This window comes from Candidatus Woesearchaeota archaeon (assembly GCA_018302225.1).
Lineage (GTDB): Archaea > Nanobdellota > Nanobdellia > SCGC-AAA011-G17 > JAGVZY01 > JAGVZY01.
Map to the genome: position 1 here is coordinate 43,055 of JAGVZY010000007.1, position 20,769 is coordinate 63,823.

The following is a 20,769-nucleotide window of genomic DNA, read 5'->3' on the forward strand; positions in this document are numbered from 1 at the left end:
ACCCTATAAACGCTGAATTCTAATTTTTGTCTATCAAGCCTAACGCAATCCACAGTTTTACGAAAGCATTGCGCCAGTTTATTTATATATAAATTAACTGATATTTAAGCTCTTCCCTACTAAAGCGAAAGTGATGCGCTTTCAATTTTAGAAAAGTTTATATATTTGAAGTTATATCTGTTGATATAACATGACAGAATTATTATTAAATCAAGAAAATGTATTAAGATACCCAAGATTAGACACTTTGCTCAATGTAGAAGAATTCATAAGAGTGCATGATGGAGAATTTAAAAAAAGAAAATTATGGGAATCTTTGCCAAAAAAGATGATGTATCAAACATTTTGTGTAATAATTAACTACCTTCTTTACTCAAGAAAAATTTCAATAGACACAGAAGGAAAAATTGGATGGATATACTATCCTGAAGTTGCAAGAGAATATTATTCAAAAACACGTTTAGGTAGAAAGAAATGAAATTACCTTCAGAAATAAGATTTGTAGATGATAATCTAAAAGAAGCATTTTATAGGTTAGAAAAAGGAGATGAACAAGAAAAAGAATTATTTAAATTGTTAAATCAAGCTATGGACAATATAGAAGAAAGTGCATTTTGTGGAATTCAAATTCCAAAAAGATTAATTCCTCAAGAATACTCTAAAAAGGAAATTAAAAATCTGTGGAAATATGATTTGCCTAGAGGCTGGAGATTGGTTTATTCTATTGTAAATGAGGAATTAGTGGTTGTAAGTATAGTCCTTGAATGGTTTGATCATAAAGATTATGAAAGAAGATTTAAGTATTAAAAAATATATTCTAAAAAACCGATATATATATACATCTTTAGTTTATTTAATCCGATGTCAATATTTAAAAAAAGTCCTGAGCAAATTCGCAAACAGGTATTAGAACTTGAGAATCAAGCCACTAAGAGTTTTAATGCAGAGTTTAACGCTTTGAAACAAGAGTCTATAGATTTTGCAAATGTTATGGAGAGTTACGCTATGTTTAAGAGTATATGGATGGAATTTAACATACACCCAAATGAAGATAAGTTTAATCTTGCTATGATTCATTTCGAAAGTTTAAAAAAAGACTTTGAAAAGATTAAAACAAAACGACATAATATAGAACAATTATTTGACTGGCTTAAAGCTCAACTAAACTCCCAAGAATTATTGATTATGAAGATTAAAGCTGCGAGTATGACTATTAAATAAGTAAAAGTATAAAAAATTATTTGTAAACCCCTTTAATAAACAAAATTGTCAATTTTAAACCTCAAAACAGGTTTTGATACGGTTTTGACAAGAATTCAGCTATTTTCGACGCCGCACTTTCACTTTGCCTGCTATTTACGAAGCATTGCATTAAACCTTAAACCCTATAAACGCTGAATTCTAATTTTTATCTATCAAGCCCGACGCAATTCACTTTTTTACGAAAGCATTGCGCCAGTTTATTTATATATAAATCAACTGATATTTAAGTTCTTCCCCCTTTTATGAAACTAGTGCGCTCGGGGGTTTATAAAAGATAGAAAGATTTATATAGTAGTTATGACTACATAATTGTAGTAGGATTGATATTATGGTTTATTTTATAGAAATACAACCAACAGAACATTATATTGAAGAACATGAACAGGCTGTTCCATGGGATAAAGTTATTGAAATAATTTTTAGAACAAAAAAATCCAAAAAAGAAAGGAAATAAATTCGAAATTGAGAAGGATGGATATTATATCCTTTTTGAAATAAAAAATAGTATTTTGTATGTAATAAATGCTAAAAAAGGTGATTAAAAATGAAACAACAAAAATTTGAGAAATTTTTGGGTAATCCAAAATCTAAAAGATCTTTGACATGCCCAAATTGTAGCTCAGAACTAAAAAAAGTGGAAGTTAAAGTACAAGGTGCTAAAAACAAAGCTATTAGTTATCAATGTCCTGATTGTGATTACTTTGAGTTTGAACCAATATCTTCTGAAAAAGTTATACAAGAATTAAAAGACACCCCCTTAAAAATCAAACAGAAAATAATAAAATTATCTCAAGATAGATTAGGGATGTATATTAATCGAGATGTTGCTCGAAGCTTAAATCTTAAAGGCGGAGAAGAAGTATATATCTCTGTACCCGATAAAAAACATTTGGTTGTTAATCTAGCCGATTAATAAACTTAAGGCATAAAACCTATAAAAATTACATTAGTTTTTTAAACATTCTAAGGTTTTTAAGCTTAAAATTAAATATTATGTATCTAAAGACTTGGTCTAACCAAAAACCCTAAAAGGAGGTTATTCCCTAGCTTTTTGTTTTTTGTTAGTTTTTACTTTATTGATTTTGGATTAATTTTACTGATTCTTTGAAATATCCTTGGAGAAGCTTGGATGATTTAATATTTTAAAAAAGAGGTGCTATCATGAAAAGATTATTTTTTGTTTTGATTTTGGGGGCATTAATTTTAGTAACAGGTTGTACGGAAAAAAATCCGATTTCATCTACACCCGCAGTAAATACACAACCCCTATTGCCTTATGAAGAAGGCTCTGACACGTGGATAATTCATATTTATAAGTATCAAATGGGCTTTAAAATGGTGGCCGGCTATACTTTTACTTCGCCCCTTACACAAGTTGATATGGGCGAAAAGATTTATATCAGCCAGCCCTATTTTGAAGCTTCTGAAACAGTCTCTGTAAAAGTTACATTGACTAACTGTATGAACATTTCTAACACGGGAATAATCTCACTTATCGTTGGAGGGTGTAACGAAGAAGTTCCTTTCATTCTCAGACCTATTTCTTATGAAAATGAATTCTCTTTTGAATTACCTGCAGATAAAATTGGGATAGGAAAACACTCCTTCAGTTTTTCAATTTTAGAAAATCCTAACTGGCAAGCAGATGCTTTCACTGGAAGAGTAAGCATAGGAAAAAAATATTCTATTACTGATGGAAGTGTCATCTCGTTTCAAGAAAAAAAACTAACAATAAAAGAAATTTTAGAAACTGGGGAGATTATCATTTCTTATCTAAATGAAGAAAAGGTTATTAATAAAGACTCAATCAAAGCAGTAAAAGATTTGATAATAAAAGTAGGGGCAGATTCTACCCTTGTAGTTTGGGAAAGTATTCTTCCCTAATCCATGGCAATGAGAATTTTAATCGAAAAGAGTTATTTATTCAAAATCAAACTGCCTTGTATAAGTTAAATTATGCAAGGCAGTTTTTTCTTTTTTCAAATCAACTAAATCCAAAGGAGGATTTATTTTATGAAAAAGATACTTTTTGTTTTATCAATTTTTGTTTTACTCTTTGCGGTTCAGAACGCAGAAGCAGAAAATCTCCTTCAAAAGATAACAGAAAAGATGATGAATCTCTATTCTGCAGAAACAGACGTTTACATTAAAAATCGCTTAATCGAAGAGGTTTGTAGCATTCAACAAAAAGAAATAGATTGGGAGTTATTCAATAAAGCTGCTGAATTCTTTACTGATTATAAGTCTGCCTATCCGTTTGGTACAATTCCTATACATACCTGGGAAATATGCAGATTTATGAATAAAAGTGAACAATTAGCACTTATTGCTAATTTTGAGTCATTTGTTCTCTTTCGTATAAACGCGGCCTTACCTAAAGAGGTTTTATTCAGAGAAGAAAATAGATTAGATACTTCTCCCCTCTTTATTGACATATTTATTGATACATTATATGAATTTGATATTGTATTAATCAATAATATTTCTTTATCTGATAGCTGGATTGAATGGACCGATGATAGTAGCACGGAAATTATCAACAGAGACGATTTGCGAGAAGTCGCAAACGTAGCGAGTAATAAACTAATTGCTTATGAGCCTAAGTATTCCGATTGGATTCTTCGAGATAAAGAAAATTTTCCTCGAGGGATTAGATGGCCTATGGAAAAAGAAAACTTACCTTATTTCTTCAGACAATATGAACGCATAAAGCAGTATGCAGGGAAATAAATATTTTAAGGTCGACTCTTTTCTTAATTGATTAAAGCTGACTTTTTCTTTTTTCAAATCAACTAAATCCAAAGGAGGATTATTTATGTTAGAAAGAGGAAGTTTGCTTTTAGGTCTTTCTTTGTGGGCAGTCGAGCTGATAAAAGCCAATAAAACAGCTAGCCTTCTGGATTTTATTGAGAACTCAAGGGAAACACCAATTATTTCTCCTGAAGATCTCGGTGAAATCTATATTACTTTAGCCCAGCAGGGGAGAATGGAAGAAATAGAATTTCTTCACACAAAAACCCCTTATAAGCTTTTTGGAACCCACCCCGGGATTGTTGAGCGAGTCTTAATCATCCTTACTGAAAAGCTGGATTTAAAAAAGCCGTTCTTGGAAGCGTTTAGGGACAGGCTTAATATTTCTAATAATATCAGTAAAGAAATCTGGCAGATTCTTGAGATTATAATCCTCGCAAAAAACGGGAATTATAAGGTGGTTAGAAAGAAACTTCTACCTTTACAAGTACGGGACAAAATCTGAAAAAACTAATTGAAGGCCAATTAATTTTGGCCTTTCTTTTTGTATCTAATGTTAACAATAGTTAATATATTAACCTGATTGTATAAAAAATAAAATAAAGAAACGCATCAGTTTCGTTTTATCTTTCAACCAAAGATTAATAAGGATTACCTCAAATTTTAACACTTCTAAACCTGTTTTAACCCGGTTTTGACAAGAATTCAACAAAAATTTATGTACTACTTTCATTTTACAGTCTTATATGGAAAAGTATTTAAACATACCACTTATTTTCTTTTCAAAACCAATGAAACGAGGTAAATAAAATGATTCTAGAAAAAGAAACACCTAAACAAACTGCTGAAAAGGCTTTAGAAGCAATAGAGTTAGCAAGAACAACAGGAAAATTAAAAAAAGGCGGCAATGAAGTTACAAAAGCTGTAGAAAGAGGCACTGCAAAATTAGTTGTAATAGCTTCAGATACAAACCCTATAGAAATTGTAATGCATTTGCCAGCATTATGTGCTGAAAAAAAGATTCCAATAGTTGAAGTATCTAAAAAAGAAGAATTAGGAACTGCGGCTGGACTTCCTGTATCAACAACTGCTGTAGCAATTACAGAAGAAGGAAATTCTAAAGAATTAATAAGTGAAATTTCAGAAGACTTAAAGTAAAATGGGTAGCAAAATAATAAGAAAGAGAAAGGACGAAGAAAATACCGAACAACAACAAGCAGGTAATGTAAATTTTAAAGATGCAGTTGCCGCGCAAGTTGAAGAAGTTGTTGGAAGAACAGGTATGCGTGGAGAAGTTACCCAAGTCAGATGTAAAATTCTTTCTGGTGAAGATCAAGGAAAAGTAATAAGAAGAAATACTAAAGGTCCTGTAAGGCTTGGAGATATATTAATGCTTCGTGAAACTGAAATTGAAGCTAGAAAATTAATCCAGTCAAGGAGAAAATAATGAGATGTTCCTTTTGCGATTCAGAATTTGAATATAATGGTAAAGTCTTTGTAAAAAAAGATGGAAAACCTTTATTTTTTTGTTCAGGTAAATGTCAAAAAAATATGCTTAAATTAAATAGAAAAAGTCGTGACTTAAAATGGGTTACGAGCAAAAAGAAATAAAAACATTCCAAAATGATTGAACAAACCTTAGTTATCATCAAACCAGATGGACTTCTTAGGTCTTTAACAGGAAATATAATAACTGCGCTTACAGAAACAAGATTAAAAATTGTTGGTGCAAAAATAGTTAAGGTTTCTGACGAACTTGCAAAAGAACATTATAAAGAACAAATAGGAAAACCTTTCTTTAATGAACTTGTGCAATATATTAGAGGGCAATTGCACAATCAACCAAGAGTACTTGCAATGGTCTATCAAGGGGAAGGTGCAATTAAAAAAGTAAGAGATATTTTAGGTTCAACAAATCCAGAAAATGCAGATACAGATACTATTAGAGCAAGATATGGCAGAGTAAGAACCTCTGGCCTATGGGAAAATGTAGTTCATGCATCTGATTCTCCACAAACAGCAGAACGTGAAATTAAATTATGGTTCAAACCAAATGAATTAGCAGAAACCATATATCCTTCAAAAGAAGTTTCCCAAATAACTAAAGTCTATCTTTGGGATTAAATCCTTAATAAAGTTTTATAAGCCTTACACCTCTATATTTAAAAGGAGTTAAAATGACTGATAAACAACCGGTATATATTTTATCTGAAAACACACAAAGAAGTTCAGGAAGACCAGCTCAAAGAAACAATATTCTAGCTGCAAAAATAGTTGCAGAAACTGTTAGAACTACATTAGGTCCTAAAGGCATGGATAAAATGTTGGTTAGTGCTATGGGTGATGTAGTTATTACAAATGATGGTGTTACAATTCTAGAAGAAATGCAAATTGAACATCCTGCTGCAAAAATGATAGTTGAAGTTGCAAAAACTCAAGAAAATGAAATTGGTGATGGAACAACTACTGCAGTAGTAATAGCAGGAGAATTATTAAAAAATGCTGAGAAATTAATTGATGATAATATTCACCCAACTGTAATAATTAAAGGTTTTAGAATCGCTTCAGAAAAAGCGATTATTATTCTTAATAATATAGCTGAAGATATTTCTAAAGATAATCTAGATCTACTTAAAAAAATTGCAATAACTGCAATGACTGGAAAAGGTGCAGAAGCTTCAAAAGAAGTTCTTTCTGAAATCGTAATTAAATCTGTAAAAGCAATTGCAGAGGGAGATGATGCAGACATTGAAAATATAAAAATAGAAAAGAAAATTGGTGGTGGAGTTGAAGAATCAACTTTAATTTCTGGAATTGTTTTAGACAAAGAAAGAGTTCATTCAAATATGCCAAAGAAAATTAAAAATGCAAAAATCGCTTTGTTAGATTGTGCAGTAGAAATTAAAAACACAGAAACAGACGCAAAAATACAAATTAATGATCCTATGCAAATGCAAGCTTTCTTAGATCAAGAAGAAAGAATGATTAAAAATATGGTTGATGCTATAGTAAAAACAGGTGCAAATGTAGTTTTCACTCAAAAAGGAATTGATGATTATGCCCAACATTTACTTGCAAAAGCAGGAATTTACGCTTCAAGAAGAATTAAGCAATCAGATATAAATAAAATAGCAAGAGCAACAGGTGCTAGAATAGTTTCTAACATAAAAGAAATAAGAAAAGAAGATTTAGGAGAATCAGGTTTAGTTGAAGAACAAAAAACAGGTGATGAAGAAATGACCTATATTAAAGAATGTAAAAATCCTAAAGCTGTAACTATACTTATTAGGGGTGGAACAGAGCATGTTATTGATGAAGTTGAAAGAGCAATTAAAGATGCACTTGGAGATGTAATCGCAGCAGTTAAATACAAAAAAGTAGTTGCTGGTGCAGGAGCTCCAGAAGTAGAAGTTGCAAGAAACTTAAGAGAATTCTCAAACACTTTAAGTGGTAGAGAACAATTGGCAGTTTTAGCCTTTGCAGATGCAATGGAAATTATTCCAAAAACACTTTCAGAAAATGCAGGTTTAGATCCCATAGATATTTTAGCAAACTTAAAACAAAAACACGACGAAGGAAAAAAATGGGCAGGAATTGATGTTTATACAGGTAAAATCTGGGATGCTTGGAATGCTGGCGTAATTGAACCTCTAAAAATTAAAACTCAAGCAATAAAATCTGCATCAGAAGTTGCAACTTTAATCTTAAGAATTGATGATGTTATTGCCGCTTCATCATCAAAAAATATGCCTTCTCCAGGCGATATGCCTGAAATGATGTAAGAACTAGATTTTATAATTCAACCTTTCTTCTAATTTTTTTGTATGTTCAGAAGTAATAGGTTCCATTACACTCATATAAGATTTATTAGAATTAAAATATTCTATAAATTCTTTTGATTTTCTAAGAGGTATCCACCATCCAGGATTTTTAACATACCAATCTACAACTTTTCCCAACATTTCAAAAAAATCAAGTTTACTTTGTATACTTGGTTTAAAATTAAATGTCCTTTCAATTTTAGTCGTATCTACGGAATATCTTCTATCATGATCTTGTCTATCCAAAGTATTAACAGTTTCAGCTTTAATACCATAATTTTTATCTAAATAATTTAAAATATAATTTAATACATCTATATTTTCTAATTCATTCTTTCCACCCATATTATAAATTTCATAAGGTTTCCCTTTCTTAACAACTTCCCATATTCCTCTACAATGATCTTCTACAAAAAGCCAATCTCTAATTTGCTTTCCATCCCCATATATAGGAACTTTTAATCCGCATACAGCATGAGTTATTGCAGTAGGAACAAACTTCTCAGGATATTGGTGGGTTCCAAAATTATTTGTTCCTCTTGTAATATTCCAAATTAAATTTGGAAATTCTTCAACTAAAACTAATTCACCCTTCATTTTAGAAACAGCATAATTACTTGATTTAGTTGGATTTACTAAATCAATTTCTTTACTAGAATGAAGAATTTGAACAGGGCCATAAACTTCATCAGTTGAAACTTGTAAAAATTTCTCAATACCTACTTTAGAAGCTTGCTCAGCCAAATTTCTCACACCCTCTACATTTGTTTTATAAAAAATATCTGCTTCTTGCAAACTTCTGTCAACATGAGACTCAGCAGCAAAATTGATTATAGCATTAATATAATAATCTTTTAAAATTTGAACTACTCCCTTATCATCAGTTATATCTCCATTTAAGTCAATAAATTTTTCTTTGTTTAAAACAACAAATCTGTTAAAATTTCCACCTCTACCAGCATAAGAATGATTGTCTAAACCAACAACTTTGATATTCTCATCTTTATCTAAGATATACTTGACAAAATGACTTCCAATAAAGCCATGATGTCCTGTAACTAAAATATTTTTAGACATATTAGTATAAAAATAATAAGGTTTAAATTAGTTTTGATTAGATTTATTAACTAATTGAACAGCTTCTTTCCCATAGGTTTTGGCATACCACTCTTTATACTTAGAACTACAAAGTTCATTTTCCCAAAACCAAGTATTATCCCTATACCAATCTAAAGTTTTGTTAAGAAATTTATTAAATTCTTCTCTGTTATCTGAATTTGGATTCCAGCCCAAAAGTTTAAGATTATCTGAATTGATAGATCTTTTCGCTCTATATTCCCTTCTTTTATTCTTACTTAAATTAAAAGTGGATACATTACTTGAATAGTAATTAGAAATATAATCTAAAAGCATACTATGAGTTATTCTTGATTCTTTATCGCTTCTTCCTGCCAAATTATAAACCTCGGCTTTAAATTCTTTACAATATTTTTGCCCAATACCCTTCTTTACAACTAGACTTAATCCATCAAGAACATCATCTAAATACACCCAATCCATCCAAGTGCCCTCCGGATATAATGGTGCTTCCTTATCTACCAAAGTATTCACTGCATAAATTGGAATTAAATAATATAATGGTTGAGCAGGACCAAAATAATTAGAAACTCTAACTATGGCTGCATTTTCATAATCTCCATCAAGCAAAATTTTTTCTCCTTCATATCTTGAATAAGCATAAGGAGATTCTGGATTACAAAAACTCTCTTCTTTACATTGAAGATCTTCTTCTCCTTCAAAATCAAGTCTACCATACACTTCTGCAGTAGAAACATGAATCAATTTAATTCCAGTTCTCTTAGCGATTCCATACAAATTTATAACACCATATTTATTTGTTCTACCCAAAGGTGAAGAATCTAAAAAATCATAATCTATTTGACCACCTAATTTTTTTGATAGGGGATTACTTCGCACTGCAGCAAAATTAATTAGGGTATTATACTTACCATTTTTAACTATATTTTCTATATTTTTATCATTTATATCTCCAGAATAAAAATTATCCATAGAACCTAACAAATCAGGTTGAATAGGAGAAACTTGATCATAAACAGCCACTTTAAACTGAGGATTCTCACTTTTAAACTTCTTAGCAAAATTACTTCCAAGATATCCTGAGCCACCAACAACTAAAAGATTATTAATCATACAAATTTTCCACTCAATTTGCTTTATTAAGATTATTATTCTCTATTAGCTACTTTCAACAATATAAAAAAGTAGAAAACGACATAATTTGGTTATATAATCTACCGTTTTCTAGTTAATAAATAACTTAATTCTTTTTATATCTTAATTTAAAAGCATTTGATATTATAATTTACTTAAGTCGTTTACTAAAGAATATAAACCTTTATAAATATCATTAAAAATGTATAATCATGAACTTAAATATTATAATCTATGGGCGCGGAGGTCAAGGCGCAAAAAGTGCAGGACAAGTACTTGCAGAAGCATTTGCTCTAGAAGGAAAATATATCAAAGCTTTCCCAGAATATGGTCCTGAAAGAACAGGTGCGCCAGTAAGAGCATACATAAAAGTTTCAAACAATTTTATAAAAGATTATGAACCCATAACCTCTGCAGATTATATCCTTGTAATAGATAAATTTATTGCACATTCAGAAAATTTTTATCAAAAAACAAAAAAAGAAACTAAATTTATTTTAAATTCTACAAAGATTCCAAAAAATAAAGAATTTAAAAATTATTTAATAAATGCAAACAAAATTTCACAAGAAAAATTAGGAGATATAAAACCAAATACAATCATGTTAGGTGTATTTATAAAAATAAGCAATTCAGTAAAATTAGATTCAGTAAAAAAAGCATTCACAAACTTATTTAAAGACAAATTAGATGAACAAAAGATAAAAGCGAATTTAGATTTAATAGATTTAGGATATAATTCAATAAAATAAACAAAATGATACTAAAAAAATCATCAGAAATGGAAATTGGAGGTTTGCTTAACTCAAACACTTCTAAAGAATTTAAAACAGGAGATTGGAGAACAAAAAAACCAATTTATAATAAAGCAAAATGTACTAAATGTCTAAAATGCGTAGTTTACTGTCCAGAGTCATGCATTTTACAAAAAAAAGGAGTTATCACAAAAATAGATTATGATTATTGTAAGGGTTGTGGAATTTGTGTTACTGTTTGTAGTTCTGGGGCCTTAACAATGCAAGAAGAGGATTTTGAATAAAATGGTAAACAAAATATTAACTGGTGCAGAAACCAGTGCAGAAGCAATGCGTCAAATAGCCCCAGATGTAGTTTCAGCCTATCCTATCACTCCTCAAACCCATATAATTGAAAAATTCTCAGAATTTATTGCAGATGGTTTAATAGACACAGAATTGATTAGAGTAGAATCAGAACATAGTGCCCTAAGTGCTTGTGTTGGTGCTTCAGCAACAGGTGCAAGAACAATGACTGCAAGCTCATCAGCAGGCTTAGCCTTAATGTTTGAAATATTAGGAGTTACCTCGGGATTAAGACTTCCAGTAATTATGAACATTACAAATAGAGCATTATCTTCACCAATAAATATTCATTGTGATCATTCAGATTCTATGAATTGCAGAGATTCTGGTTGGATTCAAATATATTCTGAAAACTGTCAAGAAGTTTATGATTTCAATTTAATAGCAGTAAAACTTGCAGAGTCGATAAATCTTCCAGTAATGATCATGCAAGATGGTTTTATTGTTTCTCATGGTGTGGAAAATTTATGCATTCTAGAAGACAAAAAAGCAAAATTATTTATAGGAAATTATAAACCAAAGTTTTCTTTACTTGAATTTAAAAAACCGAAAACCTTTGGTGCCTTACAACTAACAGACTATAATTTTGAAACAAAAATTCAAATTTCGCAAGCAATGGAAAAAGCAAAACAAAAATATTTAGAAATTTCAAAAGCATATTCAAAAATCTCAGGAAGAAATTATAATTTCTTTGAATATTATGGAAATAAAAATACAAAAGATGTAATTGTGGCTTTATCTTCAACAGCAGGAACAATAAAAAGTATGATTGATGAAGGTTTAAATCTTGCCCTATTAAAAATTAACTTATTTAGACCATTCCCCCATGAAGAAATAAAAAATATTCTAAAAGATAAAAAAAGAATTATAATCTTAGATCGTTCAGAAAGCTATGGTTCTTATCCACCCCTATATTCAGAAATCAAATCTGCACTTTATGATCTAAAAGAAAAACCTGAATTAATAAGTCATGTATTTGGAATTGGTGGAAGAGAAATTTACAAACAAGATATAAAAAATATTTTAAATAATTCAAAAAAATATATAGGTGTAAGAGAATGAAAGATTTAACAATAAAAGAACTGGCTCAAAAGGATACTCAGTTTATATCAGGGCATAGAGCTTGTGCGGGGTGTGCATTCCCAATTATCGTGAAAACTATTCTCGCATCAACAGATAAAAAAGTAGTTGTCTGTGCTGCAACAGGTTGTTTAGAAGTTGTCTCAACAATTTACCCTTATTCTTCATGGAAAGTTCCATTTATTCACAGTGCATTTGAAAATGCAGGTGCAACAATTTCAGGTGTAGAAACTGCATTTAAAGCATTAAAGAAAAAGGATCCAAAATTAAAAAAAGAAGACGTTAAATTCATTGCCTTTGCTGGAGACGGTGGATCTTACGACATTGGACTTCAGTCTTTATCAGGAACATTAGAACGTGGGCATGATATAGTATTTGTAGTTTATGACAATGAAGCTTATATGAATTGTCTAAGCTTAGATAGCCTAATTATGACTAAAGAAGGGTTAAAAAAAGTAATGGATGTTAAAGTTGGAGAATTGATCTATGCTTTTGATGAAAATGCTCATAAACTGATTACTAAAAAATGTATAGGTAAATTTAATAATGGTATTAAAAAAGTGTATGAACTTAACACATTTCATCATTCAATAAAAACAACAGATAATCACCCTTTTCTAATATTAAAACGAAATGGGCGAGGTAAAAAAGCTCAATTTATTTGGAAGAAATTAAAAGATTTAAAAGTAGGCAATGAAATTATAACTTTAAAGAAAATAAATAATGAAAAAAGTTTCAGTTTTGATAAAATAAAAATATCTAAAAAAGGAGATTACAAAGTAAATAAAATAAATGAGATAAATTTACCAAAAATAAGTTCTACAAATTTAATGGAATTTTTAGGATTATATATGGGCGATGGATGGATAAGAGAATCTAAGGCAGAAGTAGGTTTTGCACTACCCCGCAATAAAAAAGGGCGCGAGAGGTTAATAACTCTCTATAAAAAAATATTTAATATATCGCTTAAACCAAAAGATAAAAACTATGTTTATATTTATTCTTTAAATTTAGTAAGATTTATAGAATCTTTAAAATTTAATAAAGGTGCAAAAAATAAAATAGTGCCTGCTTGGATATTCACTCTGCCACTTAAAGAAAAAGAAGCTTTTATACAAGGATTAATGCTTTCAGATGGATATCAAATAAAAAATAGTAAAAGATATATATCTGCGAGCATCGATCTTTTAAAAACCTTAAGATTACTTCTGCAAACCTGCAATTATAGAGTAGGAAAAATACATTTACAAAAAAAATTAAAAGGAACGCATGTAGTTTATAGAAAATTGTTAAAAGATTCTACTTATGGTTATATCTGTTTTAGTAAAAAAAAGAGGTTATTAATTGATAAATATATCTCTCAAACAAAACAAAAAGACTTTTTTGCAGGAAATAAAAATTTTGGAACTGAAAAAATAATTTCTATTAAATTTATAAAAGAAGAATCAACAATTGATTTAAGTGTTGAAGGAGCACATAATTTTATAGCCGACGGAATTGTAGTCCACAATACAGGGGTTCAAGGATCAAGTTCAACTCCTTTCGGTGCTACAACTACAACAACACCAGATGGAAAAATTCATCATGGTAAAGAACAAATCAAAAAGAATTTAATGGAAATTGTAATCGCACATAAAATACCTTATGCTGCACAAGCAAGTGTCTTTGATTTGGAAGATCTTTCAAGAAAAGCAAAAAAAGCATTTGAAACAAAAGGCCCTAGTTTCTTAAATGTTTTATCACCCTGTAATTTAGGTTGGAAACATCCACCAAACATAACAATTACAATTGCAAAACTAGCAACAGAAACAAATTTCTGGCCATTATATGAATATGAAAATGGAAATTATATCTTAAATTATAAACCACAAATTCAAAAGAGTGTAAATTCTTATTTAAGACTTCAAGGTAGATTTAAGCACCTTTTTAAACCAGAAAATAACTTACTTCTTGAAAAACTGCAAAAATCAACTGATGAACAGTGGGAAAAACTGTTAAAAGTCTCTAAAAACCTTAAATAAAGCCAAATAAAACAAAAAGTTTAAAAACAAATAATTTATTTTTCTATATAGATGGCATTAAAAGTTAAAATTGAAATTTCAAATAGGCACATACATTTATCAGAAGAAGATTTAGATTCTTTATTTGGAAATAATTATAAACTAAAAATAAAAAGAAAACTATCTCAACAAAATGATTTTGCAGCAGAAGAAACAGTTACTATTTCTAATTTATTAGATTCTGAAAAACAAATAAAAGAAATTAGAATTGTAGGTCCTGCAAGAGCCCAAACTCAAGTTGAAATTTTAAAATCTGATTTATCTAAATTAGGATTAAACGAAGTTCCATTAAGAATTTCTGGAGACATAACAGACACGCCAGGAATTTTTATTGATGGCCCAAAATCAGGAATTGCAATTGATGAAGGTTTAATAATCGCAAAACGCCATATTCATGTTTCTCCTGAAGATGCACAAAAACATCATTTAACTGAAGGTTCAAGAGTAAGCGCAAAAGTACTTAGCTCAGGAAGAATAATAGAACATTTAAATGTAAGAATAAAAAAAGGATTTACAACCGTAATTCATATAGATAAAGATGAAGCATTAAAATTTGGTGTTGGAACTAACGAAGAAACAGAAATAATAAATTAATTCTCTTCTAAATAAGATCTAAACATAGAATTGATTTTACTTCTATCCAAATAATAATCTGAATTATCCACACTATTTGATTCTAATAGCCTCTAAATCTTTAGGTGCATTAGTTTCAACATTTCTCAACTTATGCAAACTTGAAGCCAAGTCTAAACATCTTGAGGATTCTCCATGATTAATGATTATTTTTTTGGGCTGTGGTTCTAATGAACTCACAAATTTGACTAATTCACTTCTTCCTGCATGTCCAGACAAGCCATCTATAGTTACAACTTCCATTCTAACTCTAATCATTTCAGTTTTTCCATCACTAGAAATATTAATATCTTTTTCTCCACTCTGAACTCTTCTACCTAAAGATCCAACACCTAAATAAGAAACAAATATAATTGCATGTCTTGCATCTTCAGCCATTTCTTTGAAAAACTCAACTGAAGCTCCACCAGTTAACATACCCGATGTTGCTAAAATAACGCAAGGACCTTCATCTTTTATAATATCTTGTCTTTCTTTTGCACTTCCAACTCTCTTAAATATAGGTGATAAAAAAGGATTATGATCTTTATGGAAAATTCCTTTTCTGATATTTTTATCTAAGAAATCAGGATATGCTGTATGAATTGCAGTAACATCCCAAACCATTCCTTGAACGTAAATTGGAATTTCTTTTATTTTTCCCGCTTTGATTGCTTCTTCTAAAATTAACATAATTTCTTGTGCTCTTCCTGTTCCCAAAACTGGGACTAAAGCTTTTCCGCCCCTCTCAAGAATTCTATTTATAGTCTCAATTAATTGTTGTTCTGATTCTTTTCTTGGCAATAAATTATTATCTTTTCCACCATAAGTACTTTCAATTATTAAAGTCTCTAACCTTGGGAAAGTTGAAACAGCTGGCTCAAGAGCCCTGGTTCTTACATATTTAAAATCTCCAGTGTATAACAAATTATGTAAACCATTTCCTATATGAAGATGGACCATTGCTGAACCTAAAGTATGTCCAGCATTATACAAAGTTATTCTTACATCAGGAGTAATATCATAAACTTCTTCATAGTCTAAACAAATAGTATGCTTTACCATTTCTTTAACATCTGTAACAGTAAACAAACCTTCTTTAGCCTCTTTGTATGCAACACCTATAAAATCTAAAGCCAATAAAGACATGGTATCTCTCGTTGGCGCAGTACAATATATTGGGCCTGTATATCCAAACTTAAATAATAAAGGAACCATACCACAATGATCCAAGTGAGCATGACTTATTACAACTGCATCAATATCATTTATATTAAATTCAGGCGCATCAAAAAAAGGATACGCATTCTGTTGATCTGCAGCAGTGTTAATTCCACAGTCTAATAATATTTTAGACTCAGGAGTTTGTAATAATAAACAAGATCTTCCTACTTCTCTTGCTCCACCCAAGAAAGTAACTCTTACCCATTCATTTCTTCTTTCATGAGTATATCCTGCATAAATTCTTTCTCCAACAGAGTTTAAGAATTTTTTTCTAAAATCATTATTTTCATAAAGAACAGTTCTAATATTTTCAATAATTTTTGATCTTATTGCAGGTGTTCTTTTTACAGTTGGCACCCACATAGTATTTTTTCTTATTTCTCTTAGTAATTCACCAGTTTTTCCAATTGCAACTCCTGGTTTATCTGTTTCAATTATAACTCTTGATCTTGTTGGATCAAATGTAATCTCATTTATTCCCGCTTCTTCAGGAATAATTTTTCTTATTTCTTTTTCTGCTGCTTCTAACCCTAATGCCAAAGAAGGGTCGGGTCTTACTTCTATTCTTTTTTTAATTTTATTTACTATTTCTTTAATTATTCCATTATTATCCAGAAAAAATTCTCTATTCTTAGTATACAAAACAATATTTGCACCTTCAAACAAAGCTTCAGATATTTCTGCCTTATTAGGAACTTCTTTTAAGATTTCTTTTAAAATTGATATCATTTTACTTTTATTTCCAAAATTTTTAGTTTACTAGAAAATGTTTAATATAAAATTTAACTTAATTTACTTTCTACTATTTTAGTTAAAACTTTTTTTACTCCGTCTTTAGTTATTGTTACTATATCTATTCCCTCTCCAGTTGCAGTATCTCTTTGCATTGCTGCACTTATTGTTTTAACTGCTAAATCTGTTCCCTCACTTATGCTTAAATCCGGTTTGTATAAAGTGTCTAATACACCCCAACACATCATCATGCCTGAACCATCAACAGCATATTTTTCATGCAACATTACTGAACCATCTGGACCAATTTCATACAATGCAAAACCAGATCTATCTTTTCCACCAAGTAAAAATCCAGTTACTCCTAAAATAGGACTGAATTTTCTAATATTTTGATAAACTATTCCTGAAAACAAATTTGCAGCTTCTCTCACAGTAGCATCACTACCTGTTCTTATTCTTCTTAATGAAAGTTCTGCTTTAATTAATTTGGTAATTAATTGAACATCTGAAACAGTTCCTGCAGTGGTTATTGCAAGATTTTCTGTAATTTTATAGACTTTATCAAAAGATTTATGAGAAACATAAGCTCCGCCCAAAGTAACTCTTTTATCTGCTCCAAGAACGATTCCTTCTTTACATACTATTCCAACAGTTGTTGTTCCCTTGTTTATGTGCTCTTCCGCTTTATTCATTCTTATTAACACCTTTTTCAGAAGTCTTAATTTAATCTAAAAGAAGCTTATTTATAAACCTTTCGTTCAAACATAAACCCAGATTAACCATAATATCTCTTACTTAATCTTATTTGAGTGTTATTTACTTTGTCTACAAACTTTTCAAGAAGTTTCATAATTTCGGGATGCAACTCATGATTATTAATTCTTTTTGCTAATTCATAAACATCAACTGTTCCTAATTCATCCCACAGGCCTAAAGTTTTTATTAAAGTTTCAAATTCTGCTCTATTCAAATCATTTTTCTTTGGAAAACTCAAACTTTGCCTTGAACTTATTGAAATTTTATTATCTTCACCATAAATAGTAGTTAATTCATTTTCTAAAGCATATTTAATTATTCTATTTTTTAAATCTTCAATTTTCTTTTCAGTTTCTTCTTTTAATTGATTTAATTCGGAATATTCGTCAACTAAATCTTTTCCAGAATTTACAACTCTATCAGTTACTTCCAATTTTCCATCTTGCATATAAAGATGTTTAAAACCGGGGCAAAGCTGTTTAAATGGACACCAACCACAAAGTGGAGACATCTTAGGATTAAAATCATTTGTGGATTCTATTTTTCTAATTACTGCAATAATATTTTTCTTTAACTCTTCTAATTCTTCTTCAGTTTTTTCTGTTGAAACTTCTTTATCGAAAGCCAAATAATGCCAAATTAATTTTACCCTTTTACAATCCTTATACATTTGTCTTACTGCAATAGAATATAATGCTAATTGCCTATCATCTTCTATCTTATCTTGTGTAGGTAAACTTCCTGAAGTTTTATAATCATGAATTATATAAGTTCCATCATCTAAACAAGAAAGTCTATCAATAAAACCAGTTAATAAAAATTCTTCACCATCATAAAATCTAATTTGAATCTGTTTTTCCAATTCAATCGTTTTATCTTGATTAAATGGAAAATAATGATTATAATAATCTACTATACACTTCTCACCAATTTTTTTATAATCTTCAGATGTATATTCTTGCCTTATTACTGCAATCTCATTACTCCATTCTTGATCCCATCTAGAATTATAAAATAAAATTAAGTCTTTTAATTCATTTAATCTTTGATATTTTAAATCTAAATATAATTTCTCAAGAGCTTCATGAACCCTATTACCCATAAACCCTTCAATATTTTGTTTTACTTCTGGTTCTATTTTATCAATATATACAAACTTAAACTTTAAAGGACACTGTTCAAAAGTATTTAATCTAGAATGTGAATAAATTACCATAAAAAGAAAAAGAAAAAAGACTTTATTAAACTTCTGAATTTAAGAATCCACGAGAACTTCTTCATTAACTTGTTTTGCTAAGCCTAATTCCCTTGAGCCTGCTTCAACAATTTTAACTAAATCTGAAGATTCTCTAATTAGTTTAGGCGCACCAGGCCATGGAATTCCTGCATGTGCGCAAGCCCTTGCATATAAACTATCTGATTCTCCATCTGGATTAAAATCATAAACTTGTTGGGTATTTCCAGTTAAATTATTCCCATCTAACGCACCCACAATCACACTACCTTTCATCAAATTATAATTGCTTTCTTCACACATTTTAACCCTCCTTTATTTTAAATTTCGAAAATTAGATTTTGAATAGTCTTTGCTTTTAAACATTTCTATTTTTAAAGAAACCTTTATAAAGACACGCATTATAACCTCTAAAAGTAGGCAAGACATCCAACTGACGGTTTGTCCGCAAGGATTTAAGCTGAGGAAAGTCCGCCCACCACAGGAAATCAAATGATTGAAGCAATTTGTACACGCCCCAAAAGGAAAATTAAAATTCCAACTATATTAAGCACAAAAGCTGTAGCTACAGTGCTAGTAAACCACCCGAAATTATCCCAAAATTTAACCTCTTTTCTATAAGCAACCTTAGTATAAGCAAGACCAGAAACATATAAAAGAGGAATTGCAAGAACAAACTGTAATAAAATTGGGCCATTTAGTCTATCAGGAGAAAAAGCCCACATAATGCCAAAAATCGTCAAACACACGGCCATTATATTATTCATACTTTCTAATTTGGCTTGAGATTTGTGGGGGTTTGTCTTAACATAATTCACAACCATATTTTAACTTAATTTAACGAGTTATATAAAGATTTCGTAAAGTAAGATTTATAAACCTACTAATTATAACCTCTAAAAGTAGGCAAGACATCCAACTGACGGTTTGTCCGCAAGGATTTAAGCTGAGGAAAGTCCGCCCACCACAGGAAATCAAATGATTGTTACCAATTACTTGAAACTGAAGCAATACCACTCTAGTTTACTAGAGATCCTGAAAAGGATGGCAACAGCTCAGAAAAGACACGGCCTATTAGTTTGTGATGATGTTTGCGAATGGCTTAGTAATAAGCTCAGAGCTAACCAACTGAATTTGCTAATAGGATGCGATGAAACTGCTAGTCCCGGAATGGTGCAAGTCTTGTATTAGACGCTTAGTTAAATGTTGGAAAAGTTTGGCTTTAAGTTAAACTTACAGAAGGCGGCTTATCTCTTGCCTACAATTTTTTCTTATTTCAAAAACTATATAAATACTTCCCACTTAAAAAAAGACTGCAATGGCAGATAATACAATAAGACTACCTTCAGGATCTGGAGGTCTTGTAAGATATTTTGATGAATTCAAAAGCAAAATCGAAATTTCTCCAGTAGCATTTATGATTATTACAGGAATTATAATTATAGTTTACCTTTTCTTATATTTCTTAATAACTAAAAAAACAATTATAGTAGGTTAAAGGTATTAAAATGTTTCAAGGTATAAATCCCAAGATGTTAAAACAAGCTATGAAGCAGATGGGAATAAAACAAGAAGAACTTGATGCTTCAGAAGTAATAATAAAATTAAAAGATAAAAATATTACAATTGCTCAACCTTCAGTTCTAAAAGTAAATATGTCTGGGCAAGAATCATTTCAAATTTCAGGTAATATTATTGAAACTTCAAAAGAATTATTTACAAATGAAGATGTTGAACTAGTAATTCAGCAAACATCTTGTGATAAAAAAGAGGCAGTAAAAGCACTTGAAGATTCAAGAGGTGATATTGCAGAAGCTATACTTAAACTTAAAGATTGAAATTAGTTTAAAAACAGAATCTTTAAACTTAGGTAATATTTAAAAACTTCAATACCTATACTA

The 20,769-nt window shown here is 29.9% G+C and carries 26 protein-coding genes and 1 other RNA gene; 20 read left to right on the forward strand and 7 right to left on the reverse strand.

Features of this window, described 5'->3' with window-relative positions:
• The first annotated feature begins 190 nt into the window (after nt 1-190).
• The 12 genes from J4403_01315 to J4403_01370 all read left to right on the forward strand — a co-directional run bounded on the left by J4403_01315 (nt 191) and on the right by J4403_01370 (nt 7,796).
• Complete coding sequence (locus J4403_01315) at nt 191-478, forward strand: hypothetical protein (protein MBS3166828.1); 288 nt, start codon at nt 191-193, stop codon at nt 476-478.
• Nucleotides 475-807 carry a hypothetical protein gene (locus J4403_01320; protein ID MBS3166829.1) on the forward strand — a complete coding sequence of 111 codons (333 nt, stop codon included), beginning with the start codon at nt 475-477 and terminating at the stop codon, nt 805-807. The genes J4403_01315 and J4403_01320 overlap by 4 nt, the downstream gene beginning before the upstream one ends.
• A gap of 54 nt (nt 808-861) precedes the next feature.
• Complete coding sequence (locus J4403_01325; protein ID MBS3166830.1) at nt 862-1,221, forward strand: hypothetical protein; 360 nt, start codon at nt 862-864, stop codon at nt 1,219-1,221.
• A gap of 586 nt (nt 1,222-1,807) precedes the next feature.
• The gene (locus tag J4403_01330) at nt 1,808-2,176 is read left to right on the forward strand and encodes a hypothetical protein (protein MBS3166831.1); all 369 of its coding nucleotides are present in this window, start codon (nt 1,808-1,810) and stop codon (nt 2,174-2,176) included.
• 248 nt (nt 2,177-2,424) lie between these two features.
• Complete coding sequence (locus J4403_01335) at nt 2,425-3,147, forward strand: hypothetical protein (protein ID MBS3166832.1); 723 nt, start codon at nt 2,425-2,427, stop codon at nt 3,145-3,147.
• Between the two features lie 129 nt (nt 3,148-3,276).
• Nucleotides 3,277-3,993, forward strand: a complete 717-nt coding sequence (locus tag J4403_01340) for a hypothetical protein (GenBank protein ID MBS3166833.1) — start codon at nt 3,277-3,279, stop codon at nt 3,991-3,993.
• Between the two features lie 85 nt (nt 3,994-4,078).
• Nucleotides 4,079-4,519 (forward strand): hypothetical protein, encoded by a 441-nt coding sequence (locus J4403_01345; GenBank protein MBS3166834.1) that lies wholly within the window; start codon nt 4,079-4,081, stop codon nt 4,517-4,519.
• Nucleotides 4,520-4,824: 305 nt separating this feature from the next.
• A complete protein-coding gene (gene rpl7ae / locus J4403_01350) occupies nt 4,825-5,172 on the forward strand; it encodes a 50S ribosomal protein L7Ae (GenBank protein MBS3166835.1) in 348 nt (115 codons plus the stop codon).
• A 1-nt stretch (nt 5,173) separates the two neighbouring features.
• The gene (locus J4403_01355) at nt 5,174-5,461 is read left to right on the forward strand and encodes a 30S ribosomal protein S28e (protein ID MBS3166836.1); all 288 of its coding nucleotides are present in this window, start codon (nt 5,174-5,176) and stop codon (nt 5,459-5,461) included.
• Nucleotides 5,458-5,625 carry a 50S ribosomal protein L24e gene (locus J4403_01360; protein ID MBS3166837.1) on the forward strand — a complete coding sequence of 56 codons (168 nt, stop codon included), beginning with the start codon at nt 5,458-5,460 and terminating at the stop codon, nt 5,623-5,625. Before J4403_01355 ends, J4403_01360 begins: the two co-directional genes overlap by 4 nt.
• 15 nt (nt 5,626-5,640) lie before the next feature.
• A complete protein-coding gene (locus tag J4403_01365) occupies nt 5,641-6,138 on the forward strand; it encodes a nucleoside-diphosphate kinase (GenBank protein MBS3166838.1) in 498 nt (165 codons plus the stop codon).
• A 53-nt stretch (nt 6,139-6,191) separates the two neighbouring features.
• Nucleotides 6,192-7,796: a TCP-1/cpn60 chaperonin family protein gene (locus J4403_01370; GenBank protein ID MBS3166839.1), complete on the forward strand. Its 1,605-nt coding sequence runs from the start codon at nt 6,192-6,194 to the stop codon at nt 7,794-7,796.
• A gap of 3 nt (nt 7,797-7,799) precedes the next feature.
• Here the strand turns inward: J4403_01370 and J4403_01375 are convergent, their stop codons facing one another.
• Together J4403_01375 and J4403_01380 are read right to left on the reverse strand one after the other, a co-directional pair.
• Nucleotides 7,800-8,912, reverse strand: a complete 1,113-nt coding sequence (locus J4403_01375) for a GDP-mannose 4,6-dehydratase (protein MBS3166840.1) — start codon at nt 8,910-8,912, stop codon at nt 7,800-7,802.
• A gap of 27 nt (nt 8,913-8,939) precedes the next feature.
• Nucleotides 8,940-10,046 carry an NAD-dependent epimerase/dehydratase family protein gene (locus J4403_01380; GenBank protein MBS3166841.1) on the reverse strand — a complete coding sequence of 369 codons (1,107 nt, stop codon included), beginning with the start codon at nt 10,044-10,046 and terminating at the stop codon, nt 8,940-8,942.
• A gap of 233 nt (nt 10,047-10,279) precedes the next feature.
• On the opposite strand from J4403_01380, the gene J4403_01385 reads away from it, so the two are divergent.
• The 5 genes from J4403_01385 to J4403_01405 are packed head-to-tail and all read left to right on the forward strand — an operon-like array spanning nt 10,280 to nt 14,901.
• A complete protein-coding gene (locus J4403_01385) occupies nt 10,280-10,819 on the forward strand; it encodes a 2-oxoacid:acceptor oxidoreductase family protein (GenBank protein ID MBS3166842.1) in 540 nt (179 codons plus the stop codon).
• Between the two features lie 5 nt (nt 10,820-10,824).
• Nucleotides 10,825-11,106: a 4Fe-4S binding protein gene (locus tag J4403_01390; GenBank protein ID MBS3166843.1), complete on the forward strand. Its 282-nt coding sequence runs from the start codon at nt 10,825-10,827 to the stop codon at nt 11,104-11,106.
• Entirely contained in the window at nt 11,099-12,229 is a 1,131-nt protein-coding gene (porA, locus tag J4403_01395; GenBank protein MBS3166844.1) for a pyruvate ferredoxin oxidoreductase, read from the forward strand. The genes J4403_01390 and porA overlap by 8 nt, the downstream gene beginning before the upstream one ends.
• Nucleotides 12,226-14,268 (forward strand): hypothetical protein, encoded by a 2,043-nt coding sequence (locus J4403_01400; GenBank protein MBS3166845.1) that lies wholly within the window; start codon nt 12,226-12,228, stop codon nt 14,266-14,268. Before porA ends, J4403_01400 begins: the two co-directional genes overlap by 4 nt.
• A 51-nt stretch (nt 14,269-14,319) precedes the next feature.
• Entirely contained in the window at nt 14,320-14,901 is a 582-nt protein-coding gene (locus J4403_01405; protein ID MBS3166846.1) for a propanediol utilization protein, read from the forward strand.
• A gap of 72 nt (nt 14,902-14,973) precedes the next feature.
• On the opposite strand, the gene J4403_01410 is transcribed toward J4403_01405, so the two are convergent.
• The 5 genes from J4403_01410 to J4403_01430 all read right to left on the reverse strand — a co-directional run bounded on the left by J4403_01410 (nt 14,974) and on the right by J4403_01430 (nt 19,692).
• A complete protein-coding gene (locus tag J4403_01410) occupies nt 14,974-16,872 on the reverse strand; it encodes a beta-CASP ribonuclease aCPSF1 (GenBank protein ID MBS3166847.1) in 1,899 nt (632 codons plus the stop codon).
• A 53-nt stretch (nt 16,873-16,925) separates the two neighbouring features.
• Nucleotides 16,926-17,570 (reverse strand): proteasome subunit beta, encoded by a 645-nt coding sequence (locus tag J4403_01415; protein ID MBS3166848.1) that lies wholly within the window; start codon nt 17,568-17,570, stop codon nt 16,926-16,928.
• Nucleotides 17,571-17,653: 83 nt separating this feature from the next.
• A complete protein-coding gene (locus tag J4403_01420; GenBank protein ID MBS3166849.1) occupies nt 17,654-18,850 on the reverse strand; it encodes a PD-(D/E)XK nuclease family protein in 1,197 nt (398 codons plus the stop codon).
• 39 nt (nt 18,851-18,889) lie between these two features.
• The gene (locus J4403_01425) at nt 18,890-19,171 is read right to left on the reverse strand and encodes a hypothetical protein (GenBank protein ID MBS3166850.1); all 282 of its coding nucleotides are present in this window, start codon (nt 19,169-19,171) and stop codon (nt 18,890-18,892) included.
• Between the two features lie 185 nt (nt 19,172-19,356).
• Nucleotides 19,357-19,692, reverse strand: coding sequence for a hypothetical protein (locus J4403_01430; protein MBS3166851.1), 336 nt, complete (start codon nt 19,690-19,692; stop codon nt 19,357-19,359).
• 81 nt (nt 19,693-19,773) lie between these two features.
• On the opposite strand from J4403_01430, the gene rnpB reads away from it, so the two are divergent.
• The 3 genes from rnpB to J4403_01445 all read left to right on the forward strand — a co-directional run bounded on the left by rnpB (nt 19,774) and on the right by J4403_01445 (nt 20,706).
• Nucleotides 19,774-20,127, forward strand: an RNA gene (gene rnpB, locus J4403_01435) — RNase P RNA component.
• 59 nt (nt 20,128-20,186) lie between these two features.
• On the forward strand, nt 20,187-20,366 hold the full coding sequence (locus tag J4403_01440; protein MBS3166852.1) for a preprotein translocase subunit Sec61beta: 180 nt from the start codon (nt 20,187-20,189) through the stop codon (nt 20,364-20,366).
• Between the two features lie 10 nt (nt 20,367-20,376).
• Complete coding sequence (locus J4403_01445; protein MBS3166853.1) at nt 20,377-20,706, forward strand: nascent polypeptide-associated complex protein; 330 nt, start codon at nt 20,377-20,379, stop codon at nt 20,704-20,706.
• The last annotated feature ends 63 nt before the right edge of the window (nt 20,707-20,769 follow it).

What these genes read in the sequence shown, in the direction of transcription:
- J4403_01445 (MBS3166853.1), top strand. Translation starts at nt 20,377, where the DNA reads ATGTTTCAAGGTATAAATCCCAAGATGTTAAAACAAGCTATGAAGCAG.
- J4403_01440 (MBS3166852.1), top strand. Translation starts at nt 20,187, where the DNA reads ATGGCAGATAATACAATAAGACTACCTTCAGGATCTGGAGGTCTTGTA.
- J4403_01415 (MBS3166848.1), bottom strand. Translation starts at nt 17,570, where the DNA reads ATGAATAAAGCGGAAGAGCACATAAACAAGGGAACAACAACTGTTGGA.
- J4403_01345 (MBS3166834.1), top strand. Translation starts at nt 4,079, where the DNA reads ATGTTAGAAAGAGGAAGTTTGCTTTTAGGTCTTTCTTTGTGGGCAGTC.
- J4403_01375 (MBS3166840.1), bottom strand. Translation starts at nt 8,912, where the DNA reads ATGTCTAAAAATATTTTAGTTACAGGACATCATGGCTTTATTGGAAGT.
- J4403_01320 (MBS3166829.1), top strand. Translation starts at nt 475, where the DNA reads ATGAAATTACCTTCAGAAATAAGATTTGTAGATGATAATCTAAAAGAA.
- J4403_01400 (MBS3166845.1), top strand. Translation starts at nt 12,226, where the DNA reads ATGAAAGATTTAACAATAAAAGAACTGGCTCAAAAGGATACTCAGTTT.
- J4403_01410 (MBS3166847.1), bottom strand. Translation starts at nt 16,872, where the DNA reads ATGATATCAATTTTAAAAGAAATCTTAAAAGAAGTTCCTAATAAGGCA.
- J4403_01335 (MBS3166832.1), top strand. Translation starts at nt 2,425, where the DNA reads ATGAAAAGATTATTTTTTGTTTTGATTTTGGGGGCATTAATTTTAGTA.
- J4403_01330 (MBS3166831.1), top strand. Translation starts at nt 1,808, where the DNA reads ATGAAACAACAAAAATTTGAGAAATTTTTGGGTAATCCAAAATCTAAA.
- J4403_01340 (MBS3166833.1), top strand. Translation starts at nt 3,277, where the DNA reads ATGAAAAAGATACTTTTTGTTTTATCAATTTTTGTTTTACTCTTTGCG.
- J4403_01325 (MBS3166830.1), top strand. Translation starts at nt 862, where the DNA reads ATGTCAATATTTAAAAAAAGTCCTGAGCAAATTCGCAAACAGGTATTA.
- J4403_01420 (MBS3166849.1), bottom strand. Translation starts at nt 18,850, where the DNA reads ATGGTAATTTATTCACATTCTAGATTAAATACTTTTGAACAGTGTCCT.
- J4403_01385 (MBS3166842.1), top strand. Translation starts at nt 10,280, where the DNA reads ATGAACTTAAATATTATAATCTATGGGCGCGGAGGTCAAGGCGCAAAA.
- rpl7ae (MBS3166835.1), top strand. Translation starts at nt 4,825, where the DNA reads ATGATTCTAGAAAAAGAAACACCTAAACAAACTGCTGAAAAGGCTTTA.
- J4403_01390 (MBS3166843.1), top strand. Translation starts at nt 10,825, where the DNA reads ATGATACTAAAAAAATCATCAGAAATGGAAATTGGAGGTTTGCTTAAC.
- J4403_01425 (MBS3166850.1), bottom strand. Translation starts at nt 19,171, where the DNA reads ATGTGTGAAGAAAGCAATTATAATTTGATGAAAGGTAGTGTGATTGTG.
- J4403_01405 (MBS3166846.1), top strand. Translation starts at nt 14,320, where the DNA reads ATGGCATTAAAAGTTAAAATTGAAATTTCAAATAGGCACATACATTTA.
- J4403_01370 (MBS3166839.1), top strand. Translation starts at nt 6,192, where the DNA reads ATGACTGATAAACAACCGGTATATATTTTATCTGAAAACACACAAAGA.
- J4403_01380 (MBS3166841.1), bottom strand. Translation starts at nt 10,046, where the DNA reads ATGATTAATAATCTTTTAGTTGTTGGTGGCTCAGGATATCTTGGAAGT.
- J4403_01355 (MBS3166836.1), top strand. Translation starts at nt 5,174, where the DNA reads ATGGGTAGCAAAATAATAAGAAAGAGAAAGGACGAAGAAAATACCGAA.
- J4403_01315 (MBS3166828.1), top strand. Translation starts at nt 191, where the DNA reads ATGACAGAATTATTATTAAATCAAGAAAATGTATTAAGATACCCAAGA.
- J4403_01430 (MBS3166851.1), bottom strand. Translation starts at nt 19,692, where the DNA reads ATGGTTGTGAATTATGTTAAGACAAACCCCCACAAATCTCAAGCCAAA.